Here is an 8,628-nt window from a genome sequence, read left to right as displayed (position 1 = left end):
CTCCTGTGGCTCTGCAGGCTCCTGCCATCGGTTGATCTGGAATCAACCTGTTCCTTCTGGAACAGACCAAACGATTCAGATCAACTGAATCGGAAAGCCCTCGCCGCAAGGTGGGGGCTTTTTGTTGGGTATTGACCGGTCAAAGGTTCAGGCCAACAGCCTTAAAGCACAACACGATCACTCCCTCTATTGCCAGTGAGTTTGGCGATGCAGGATGTTTTGAAGGATGATTTTTGTTAATCGCTAGGTGTTCTAGTTAGGACTCCTTGTTCAGTGGACCCTAAGGCTCCACATTGTGTTGTCTTTGTCGATGCCTGGTGTGGCATGCGTGGTTAGTCAGGAGCGCGAGCTGCTCCGCTCTCGGTGGTGATTGCTAAGACAAGAGAACTTGCATGATCCTTCCCATGACCTGCGGCGATATCTTTCGGATCATCATTGCCCTGTTCATCCCACCTCTGGGGGTGTTTACCCAGGTGGGGCTTTCACGGGCCTTCTGGATCAACCTTGTGATCTATCTCTTTGCTGTGGGTGGCCTTGGTTTCCCTGTCTTGTTCGGCATGTGGCCAGCCGCTGTGATCCATGCCTTGTTTGTGATCCTGACCCGAAAGTGAGAAGGGCGTTAGCAGTTTGGTTCTGAACAGATCTGCGCCTCGCTGCGATCTTCCAGTTCTTCCTCATCTACTTGCATTGGTGCTAGTGCCGTGTCGGCTTCGTTGAAAATCTGCTCCAGGTCAAAGAGGCTTTCGTCCACCTCATTGCCTTGCACCACACTCACATTGATGCGTTGCACCTGCATCTGCAATTCAAGACCTTGGAATTGCCATGAAAGCTTGGAGTTGATGTTGTCTTGAATTTCCTGAACCTGTTTGTAGCTCGGCGTCGTCGGATCGGTCACACGCACAACCACCTGAAGGGTTGGGGCCCGATTTTGTTCCCAATAATTAGGCCAGTCGAAGTCGATTTTTTCGAGTTCTAGTGCTTCGTTTGCACCAAAGGTCAACGTCTCATTCTTGAGGTAGTAGCGGATGTCTGATTCAATCTGTTCTTTGGCGGCCTCCTGCTTGAGTTTGAACAGGTGTCGCTCATACCTCTCATAGAGTTTTTGACCCACCAGAACAGCCAAGCCCAGGGCTAAAAGCACTGGCAGGCGTGAGCGTCGCCGGCGTCTGAGTTTCTCGCGGAAATACGGCTCTCGAATCGCCAGCACACTGATTCCACCAATCAGAATTCCCAGCAGGTTGGCGGCATAGAGCAGTGCAGCCCCTTGAGCGCCGCTCAGATCCTGGGCGGAGAGCATCAATCCCATCACGCACACCGGTGGAACCAGAGCTACGGCGATGGCTGTGCCCGCCATGGAACTCACAGCACCAGGATTCACCTTGGCGTAAGTCGCGACAGCACCGGCTGCCAGCGCGATCCCCAAATCGAGAATATTGGGTTCCAGTCGAGCTGTGACCTGTTCAGGCAGGGCCTCCGCTAAAAGCAAGCCTTGGCTTCGTGCGATGAGGCCCAATCCCATCGACAGGAACAGGGTGGTTCCTGCACCCGCTGCCAGGGTGATCAGGGATCGGGATACCAGCCTGGCTTGCCCGCTCAGAACAGCAAACACCGTCACTCGCAGCGGCAGGATCCAGGGGGCAACGACCATGGCCCCGATGACCACGGCGGCGTTGTTGGCAAGCACCCCCAAAGTGGCGATCAGGCTGGCGCCAATGGTCAGAACGATGAAGGATTCGTTCAGCCGTGCTTCGCCGTCGTAACTGCGGTGCAGTGCGTCAAGACGATCCTCCTCTTCGAGAAGCGATTGTTGATCAACAACCACGGCTGTCGTTCCATCAGCTGCGACGTCCCACAATTACTGGAGGCGTGCTGCCATTGCTGCCCGGAAGTGCCGGTACCACTTCCGTTTGACCATCCCACTTGTCCAGGAAAAGTTTGTAGAGCACTTGGTCATCAAGGCTGCGGTTGAGGGTGTCGTAACGAAGGGCTTCCTGCTCAGCGATCTTGACTTCGGTTTGGGCGCGCAGCAGCTGCTGCTCTGCGATCTGTTTTTGCTCAATGGCGGCGCGATATTCCTCGGCGATCTGCAGGCCAGTGAGGTCCAGACCGCGGACTTCGACGTAATCAAATTTGTCGAGCTCTTCCGCCACGGTTCGCTCCACCAATGCTGAGATGTCGTTCCATTCGGTGGCAATGGTGACGAGCTCATATTGAGAGAACACCGATTTCAGTGCTTTCAGCAATGACGGCTGGATGATGCGGGGGTAGATCTCGCGGTCGTTACCGGCGATTGTCCGGTAGATCCGTCCCGCTTCATTGGGGCGAACGGCGTATTTCACGGTCGCGGTGGCCTCGATGACTTGAAGGTCTTTGGTGAGGGTGGCGAATTCTTCTGGTTTGACCTGGGTGCGCACATCAAAGGGATACACCGCTTGAACAAACGGGACCTTGAGGTTGAGACCGGGCAGACGCGATCCCCCGCTGACCTTGCCCAAGGTGGTAACCACGGCAACTTTGCCGGCCGGGACGATGAACAGGGCTTGCCCCAACAACAGCAATGTGCTGAGAACGACGGCGACCAGTACGGCGAGGCTGTTGGCAGGGTCGTTGATCCGTCTCGGGCTTTGCATCCTTAGGCATCTACTTGTGTTGATGATGTCGGGTTTGGGCGTGCACCGTTGTCTCAGTGCCTGGTTTTCCACTGAATCGACACCGTATGGAACTGACTTTCAGGATTCATAGAATCAGCAACCTTCCCAATACTGGAGAAATTTGGAGAGGATGAATACACTCGAGATTGTTGAGGTTGGTGCTGATTCTGATGGTGCAATTAACACTCTGTGTGACCAGTATCTTCGATGAATTTGAGTTTGCGAATCTGATGGTGTTGCGCTTAATGCCTGATTTAGTCCATTTGTCTTGAGTATTGGCCTGGTGTCTGACTGCTTCTTAGTTCATCCAGAGTGATTTGAAGGCGCTTGGATGTGCATCGCGCATGGTCATGGAGGTTTCACGGATGAATGTGATGCACGCCTTTGAGCCGTCAAACACTTTTGCTTTGATCATCATCTCCATGGCTTGCTGGAGTGTTTTTCCTTCTCCAAGCGCACCATCGATGATCTTCACCGCCTTGGTGGGTTCACAACGACCGAGCTCCTGAGCGCGCGAGGCAGACGAGAGAACACTTAGGGCAATCGACAGCAGCAGCAATCCGACGAGTGCACGCATTTTGCCTGAATGTTGTGTTGGCTGGATGGAGCCTATGGGGTGCAGATGGATTGATCTGACTCCTTTCTGGTGGAGTTGTCTCAGGATGTCACTGGATTGCGTCAGTGCTGAAGCGTTAGCCGCTTCATTGAGCTCAGATCACAGAACATAGTGATCATCTCAATACCCTGCATGCTGGCCAGGACAAGCTCCTTGGTCTTGAAGGCCGTTAACACTGTTTTGGTTTGTCGTTGAACAACCCATAAAAAAACCTCCGTTGAACGGAGGAATAGACCAAGTAATCCCCATCACCTGGCGTTTTCATAAGTGTAGTGCTTTTCGTCAAGTTTGTGCAGCTGATCCACCACACCTAGTGGGATCAACCTCACGGCGAGCCACATCTTGGGGATTTATCCACAGGGCGGTGGAAAAGCCTGTAGAACTTTGTTGTCGCCGTTTCTTCAAATGGCCTGCAATCACTAGGTCGTTCAGGTAAGCTGTGGATATCCCCATCACCCGGCCGCCCATTTGAGGCGGCTTTTTTGTGTCTGCCCTGCCAGTCTGGGCCTGTATTCCACAAGCCCCATGACGGTGAACCGTGAGCAGGCCAGGGACGCACTGGCGAACCTCCTCGAGGTTTTCGCAGGGCCGAACTACTCCGGTGCTCTGCGCGATGGCGATTTCTCGACCCGACTCGAGCGATGCACAGGCTGGGTTAAGGCTGAAGCATCAGAGGCAGCATCCCTGATCGAATCTTGTGTTCCCCATGGCAAGCCGATGCTTGCTCAGGCCCAGCAACGGCTTGCTGTTCTTCATTCGTTGAAGACTCTGCAGGAGGTTGCTATCCATCATTTCGGCTCGCTGGACGATTCCTGTTGATGGTTGTCAGTCGCGACGCAACCAAGGCGAAGCATTGCTGAACCAGTCGCCGAGATCATCTTCTGGGTGTTGGGGATCATCTGGATGTCGTCGCCCCAGGTCGAGGTCGGCGATCAAGCCGTCGAGCCCGTGTTGTGAGCCTTCTCGTTGAAACCGTTGGGCTCTGTTGACCCATGTGCTCACGCTGCGATCGCGTTCGGCAAATTTTTGAAGGTAAACACGTTCCTGGAGAGACACGAATTGTCCCTGGGCTAATCGGCTGCAGATGTTTTGAAGTTTTAATCGTGTTGACGTGGTCAGCATGATCAATTCACCTTTTTCAGGTGATAGGCAGTTCCGTTTTTCGTGTCGGTGGCCCAAGTCACCATTTCTTGCACTGGGGCCGGGTCTGATTTTCATATCCTGACGGGATGGATCACGATGAGACCCAAAGCCTGACTCCGATCCCATCGCACACGTCCTGGCTGGAGCGCTGCGGAACTCTGTTGTTTCCGCAGGATGACCCAGCAACGTTCGGCTCAACGGATGCTGACCTTTATTTTGATGCGGCAGGTCGGCCGCGTTTTTATGTGATGCGGATCCGTCGCCGTCCTCCCGTTCTCAAGGCGATGACGCGTCATCATCGCGTGAGTCAATGCTTGGGTTCTGCAGATGCGCAACCTTGGTGGCTCGCGATAGCCCCCTCAACGGATCCTGGCTGCCCGCCTTCCACGGCATCCATTGCTCTGGTCAAGTTTCAACCTGGTGAAGCATTCAAGCTTCATCCGGGAGCTTGGCATGCGGGACCCTTTATCCATGAACGATCAGCTTTGTTTTTTAACCTCGAATTAAGAACGACTAACGAAGACGATCACAATTCTCTGTCGTTGGAGAAGGCCTTGCATTTGACCTTGATTTGATTGGCCATGGCAGGGCCAATCAAATCAAGGTGTGGTTACGGATGGATTGTTCCGAGCTGTAACAGGCCGAACAGCAGGGCAGAGCTTGCATGTCCTATGATTTGTTTGTAGCAACTGCTACAGACGTTCACTTCGCTGCACAGCGAAGCGCAGTTCGACTCAGGGCATGGAACGGGGCCTGAGCTTTCTACGAGGAACACTATGAATGCTCTTCAGCTCCTGAAAGAGCGTGAGCTGCGCGCGCAGCTCCGCAACAGCACCAAGAAGGCCGTGGCCCGCGGATCTGAATCCAGTGATTACACTTCCGCTCATATTTCTCCTGTCAAGTTGGCTAAAGAGAAACCCTGCACAGCTCAGTTGAAGTACAGAGGTGTTTCATACGAGGCGATGCGCGCCAATTGGCTTTAATCCCTGTTGCATTTAAGGGATGTCGCCCCGCCTCGGCGGGGCTTTTTGTTTGGATGGTCAGACTTCGAGTTCAAGTCAACAGTGCCATTTGATGTTTCCACTACGGGATCACTGTCCTATCTGGATGTCAGAGATCAACTGCCATCAATTGACCCCGAAAATCTCTCTTCGCAAGACGTTCTGACCATTCTTTTGCATCTTTTCCAGCAACAGCCCGGTTTTGTTGACCGTGGCCATGAGGTCAACAATAAAGAGACTGCATGGGTTAATGGCTTTCTTTTTCGCATTCATAATGATGCTGTTGCTGAAAAGATCTCCATCGAGGAAATCGGCTCAAGCGTTGACAAAATTTCTGCTTTGCGCTGATTGCAACAGCTGATCAAGCGATCCCAACGAGTTTCTGTTGATCCTGCTCATGATCGGCATGGCCCTCGAACCTTTGTTCAGTTCGAACGAGTGTCATGTTTGCGGTTCAGGAGTTGACAGTGGATGGTTGGTCGAATCGTGCGGAGCATGCTTCCAAAGACAACGCGTTTTGGCATGCGCGTGCCCGCAGTGATGCTGATGGGCACACGTATCGATTAATCAGCGAGGAGAAGCATGTTGTTTGTCTGCTCACCAGCCGTGGGTCCGAGTGCTGGGAGCTCGATTGACGTTGTTTTCAGGCTTCGCGCTCTGTTGGGAGCCATCACTTGGATGGGCATTTGCATTCATCCTCACTTCGCTCTGATGGGCTGCTTTGATCGCTCTGTTCGGGCATGATCGTTGCATGACCGACAACACCCAGCAGACACATCCCCTCTACGCCATCGATCGCGATCAGATTGATGCTGTGTTGGGCCACGATGGGGAGCCAGGCCCTCAGCAGCTGACGACGATCGCCGCCTTGTTTTCTCGATATGCGGATTTTCCTGGAGCTGATGACATCCGCGACGACCTGCAGAAATGCCTGACGCTTTGGGGGCTTTCTCGCGAAGATCTGAACATCAAGACACGAGAGGTCTGGAGAAGCGGCTGGCGTCCGGGACAGGATCCTGTCGCTGAGGGTGTTGGCTCAGGGGCGGATGTTGAAGATGCTGAATCTTGATACTTTCTTGAATGCGGGGTCGCTGGTGTAAAGCAGATGTTTGGATGCATTTATAGATGTTCTGAAGTTAGATTGCTTGTCTGGAATGAGTGTGACTGTCTTCGTGATCGCTCCTGTTGTTTTCTTTCAAAAGTTCGTCTGTTTTGAGGTGATGCTTCCGCGCAGCAAGAATTGAATGCGTTTTCTGAGATTTGATCGCAGTTAACTTGATTTAGGTGATTGTGGGATCTTATTGATGTTATGCGTTGTTTTAGACGTTTTGAATGAATGCCAAAGCTGTTTTGTTTGTTGATTCACGTTTTTTGCGGCCGTTCCAATTTAAAGTCAGGGTTCTCAAGTCTCTAAAGAGGAAGGCCGCCCTTCCCGCTGGAAAGACGGCCTAGCTCGCTCGTTTGTGCATGGTTTAGCCCATCACTTCAAAAAGAGAGAGGTTCGAAGCTTCCGGCTCGAGGCGCCCTGGGGCCATGTGCTCTAGGTGTTGGGTCGTTTTCTCCTAGGGCACCTGAGGCGGTGCAAGTGGAGCGTCGATTGGCGTGGCGGACCATTGCGCGCCTACCAAAGGACCAACCCAGGTCATGGTTGAGACTGTTGGAGCAGGGGCCAGAAAGTCAGTCTGCTTCTGAAAACTGCTCGGTTGGACCGTCGTTTCTCATGAACGCCTCCGATCTCGATGCACTCAGTTTTGTGCCTTCAAGGCACAAATTCATCGGCATTAAGGCGCATTGCCTTGATGGCCTGAGCCATCGATTGTTGGAGTGGCGTGCCTAAAGCAAGCGCTTCCCCCGGTTTTTCAGGATGGGCAGGGACGTCTCCAGCCCTTAGCTAGTCCACAACCAAACTTCAGTTGCCATGGCGAGGCGTGATTGATCAAGAGACTGGGGGGCGACGAGCGATCAGTGCCTTAAGGCGTGTCTCTTGTTTTTGTTTGATCCGGGTTTAGTTGTCGTTGCGTTCTGGGTGCCTGGTTTCATTGCAGCCTTGGCTGCCATAGAGGCCTCTAGGCGCTGCAGGTGGGCTTCCCGCAATGCCGCTGAGATGTCCAGGGTGTGGTCCGTCATCGATTGGGGTTCCAGGCAGCGTGCGCGGAGCAGGGGGCTGTTTTGAGTGGGCCTACAGATCTTTAATTGACTGAACGCTAGGAAAGCGTCAATGGAGCACAAGCGGTCGATGGACCTCGGTCTGGACTTCGACACATCACTGGGCTCGACCTGTTGAGCTGCTGGACTTCTCAGCGCTTGATCGATTCGCGTTCTGATTCTGTGAGGTACTCCTCAATGAGGGGGGAGCAATCGCCACGCTGAATGGCTGCGATCTCACGTTCGATGTTCTGGATGAAGAGCTGGTTTCCGTTCTTCTTGGCCACCGCAAGCACACGGTTCAGGCGTTCCAGTTCGGTCTGCTGCTCGTCGTTCATGTTTTGGCCGATCAGCCTGATCCTCAACCTTGCAGCAACACCTCAAGTCATCTGCACCCATTGACTTGAGGTGTTGCTGATCTCTACAGACCTGCGAGTTGGCGGCTTAAGTCAAGAGCCGCTCAAGCAACCTCCGATTCCTCGTCGTTATACAGGGCTTTGAGCTGGTCGAGCTCAACCATCAGATATTGAATCTCAAGCCAGTCTGTCGAAAGGTCAATGGCGGTTTCCAGGCGGTCAATTTGACGCTTGAGAAGCTCCGGCATCGCGCCAAGTTGCTGAATGGTTCTCATGTAACCGCTCTTCACGCTCCACGCAAGATCACCTGCTTGCAGGTCATCTTGCTGTGTCTTGCTTCGGACTCGAAACAGTTGATTTGTCGACTCAAGATCGATCAGGTTTTGTCGTGTCGCTGGTGAGGCAGTGGCCCCCATGAGCTTTTTCGCATCAGGTGAAGCTTTTGCGGTAGCTGGTTGCGTAGGGGAAGACATATCCACGTTCCATCCCCTTGAGTTTCTCCTCTGCCAGGTAAAGGCTGCGGGTCAAGTGGCACTGGTTTTCGGCATCGCACACCAGGAATTGGCCCTCTTCAGTTTTTTGGATTGATGAGCCTCGTGGGGTCTGCACAATCAGATCTACTGGCGGCATCGGAGTTGCTTTAGACGCCCTTGTGTCATGGCCTTGGTGGCTTTTGTCTTGGGGTAGTGAATGCAACGTTTTCAGGCCTTCGTCGC

Annotated in this window: 12 protein-coding genes; 5 read left to right on the top strand and 7 right to left on the bottom strand. The window is 53.2% G+C overall.

Features of this window, described 5'->3' with window-relative positions; all coding sequences use genetic code 11:
• Positions 1 to 404 precede the first annotated feature (404 nt).
• Entirely contained in the window at positions 405 to 611 is a 207-nt protein-coding gene (locus tag FZZ88_RS08150; RefSeq protein ID WP_115024159.1) for a YqaE/Pmp3 family membrane protein, read from the top strand.
• An 8-nt stretch (positions 612 to 619) separates the two neighbouring features.
• On the opposite strand, the gene FZZ88_RS08145 is transcribed toward FZZ88_RS08150, so the two are convergent.
• The 3 genes from FZZ88_RS08145 to FZZ88_RS08135 all read right to left on the bottom strand — a co-directional run bounded on the left by FZZ88_RS08145 (position 620) and on the right by FZZ88_RS08135 (position 3,210).
• Entirely contained in the window at positions 620 to 1,855 is a 1,236-nt protein-coding gene (locus tag FZZ88_RS08145; RefSeq protein ID WP_206339205.1) for a DUF389 domain-containing protein, read from the bottom strand.
• Positions 1,836 to 2,630 (bottom strand): prohibitin family protein, encoded by a 795-nt coding sequence (locus FZZ88_RS08140; RefSeq protein ID WP_115024155.1) that lies wholly within the window; start codon positions 2,628 to 2,630, stop codon positions 1,836 to 1,838. The genes FZZ88_RS08145 and FZZ88_RS08140 overlap by 20 nt, the downstream gene beginning before the upstream one ends.
• A gap of 319 nt (positions 2,631 to 2,949) precedes the next feature.
• Positions 2,950 to 3,210, bottom strand: coding sequence for a hypothetical protein (locus FZZ88_RS08135; RefSeq protein ID WP_226423706.1), 261 nt, complete (start codon positions 3,208 to 3,210; stop codon positions 2,950 to 2,952).
• Between the two features lie 582 nt (positions 3,211 to 3,792).
• Here FZZ88_RS08135 and FZZ88_RS08130 point away from each other — a divergent pair.
• The gene (locus FZZ88_RS08130; protein WP_166017500.1) at positions 3,793 to 4,086 is read left to right on the top strand and encodes a hypothetical protein; all 294 of its coding nucleotides are present in this window, start codon (positions 3,793 to 3,795) and stop codon (positions 4,084 to 4,086) included.
• Positions 4,087 to 4,092: 6 nt separating this feature from the next.
• Here FZZ88_RS08130 and FZZ88_RS08125 read toward each other — a convergent pair whose 3' ends face one another.
• Positions 4,093 to 4,485, bottom strand: coding sequence for a hypothetical protein (locus FZZ88_RS08125; RefSeq protein WP_226423705.1), 393 nt, complete (start codon positions 4,483 to 4,485; stop codon positions 4,093 to 4,095).
• An 11-nt stretch (positions 4,486 to 4,496) separates the two neighbouring features.
• On the opposite strand from FZZ88_RS08125, the gene FZZ88_RS08120 reads away from it, so the two are divergent.
• The 3 genes from FZZ88_RS08120 (at position 4,497) to FZZ88_RS08110 (ending at position 6,480) form a co-directional block, all read left to right on the top strand.
• Complete coding sequence (locus FZZ88_RS08120; RefSeq protein WP_166017499.1) at positions 4,497 to 4,985, top strand: hypothetical protein; 489 nt, start codon at positions 4,497 to 4,499, stop codon at positions 4,983 to 4,985.
• A gap of 489 nt (positions 4,986 to 5,474) precedes the next feature.
• Positions 5,475 to 5,759, top strand: coding sequence for a hypothetical protein (locus FZZ88_RS08115; protein WP_166017498.1), 285 nt, complete (start codon positions 5,475 to 5,477; stop codon positions 5,757 to 5,759).
• 403 nt (positions 5,760 to 6,162) lie between these two features.
• Positions 6,163 to 6,480, top strand: coding sequence for a DUF3288 family protein (locus tag FZZ88_RS08110; protein WP_166017497.1), 318 nt, complete (start codon positions 6,163 to 6,165; stop codon positions 6,478 to 6,480).
• Between the two features lie 1,228 nt (positions 6,481 to 7,708).
• Here FZZ88_RS08110 and FZZ88_RS08105 read toward each other — a convergent pair.
• The 3 genes from FZZ88_RS08105 to FZZ88_RS08095 form a co-directional block, all read right to left on the bottom strand.
• Complete coding sequence (locus FZZ88_RS08105) at positions 7,709 to 7,921, bottom strand: hypothetical protein (protein ID WP_230332859.1); 213 nt, start codon at positions 7,919 to 7,921, stop codon at positions 7,709 to 7,711.
• A 95-nt stretch (positions 7,922 to 8,016) separates the two neighbouring features.
• Entirely contained in the window at positions 8,017 to 8,328 is a 312-nt protein-coding gene (locus FZZ88_RS08100; RefSeq protein ID WP_166017383.1) for a hypothetical protein, read from the bottom strand.
• A gap of 13 nt (positions 8,329 to 8,341) precedes the next feature.
• Complete coding sequence (locus FZZ88_RS08095; RefSeq protein ID WP_166017495.1) at positions 8,342 to 8,542, bottom strand: hypothetical protein; 201 nt, start codon at positions 8,540 to 8,542, stop codon at positions 8,342 to 8,344.
• Between the last annotated feature and the right edge of the window lie 86 nt (positions 8,543 to 8,628).

It is taken from the genome of Synechococcus sp. PH41509 (assembly GCF_020514285.1).
Taxonomy (GTDB): Bacteria; Cyanobacteriota; Cyanobacteriia; order PCC-6307; family Cyanobiaceae; genus Parasynechococcus.
Note: the sequence above shows the minus strand (reverse complement) of the source record. Positions and strands in the feature narration are given on the sequence as shown.

Excerpts from the sequence above, each read along its gene's own strand:
- FZZ88_RS08140 (WP_115024155.1), bottom strand. The coding sequence starts at position 2,630 with ATGCAAAGCCCGAGACGGATCAACGACCCTGCCAACAGCCTCGCCGTA.
- FZZ88_RS08120 (WP_166017499.1), top strand. The coding sequence starts at position 4,497 with ATGGATCACGATGAGACCCAAAGCCTGACTCCGATCCCATCGCACACG.
- FZZ88_RS08100 (WP_166017383.1), bottom strand. The coding sequence starts at position 8,328 with ATGGGGGCCACTGCCTCACCAGCGACACGACAAAACCTGATCGATCTT.
- FZZ88_RS08095 (WP_166017495.1), bottom strand. The coding sequence starts at position 8,542 with ATGCCGCCAGTAGATCTGATTGTGCAGACCCCACGAGGCTCATCAATC.
- FZZ88_RS08110 (WP_166017497.1), top strand. The coding sequence starts at position 6,163 with ATGACCGACAACACCCAGCAGACACATCCCCTCTACGCCATCGATCGC.
- FZZ88_RS08125 (WP_226423705.1), bottom strand. The coding sequence starts at position 4,485 with ATGAAAATCAGACCCGGCCCCAGTGCAAGAAATGGTGACTTGGGCCAC.
- FZZ88_RS08150 (WP_115024159.1), top strand. The coding sequence starts at position 405 with ATGACCTGCGGCGATATCTTTCGGATCATCATTGCCCTGTTCATCCCA.
- FZZ88_RS08130 (WP_166017500.1), top strand. The coding sequence starts at position 3,793 with ATGACGGTGAACCGTGAGCAGGCCAGGGACGCACTGGCGAACCTCCTC.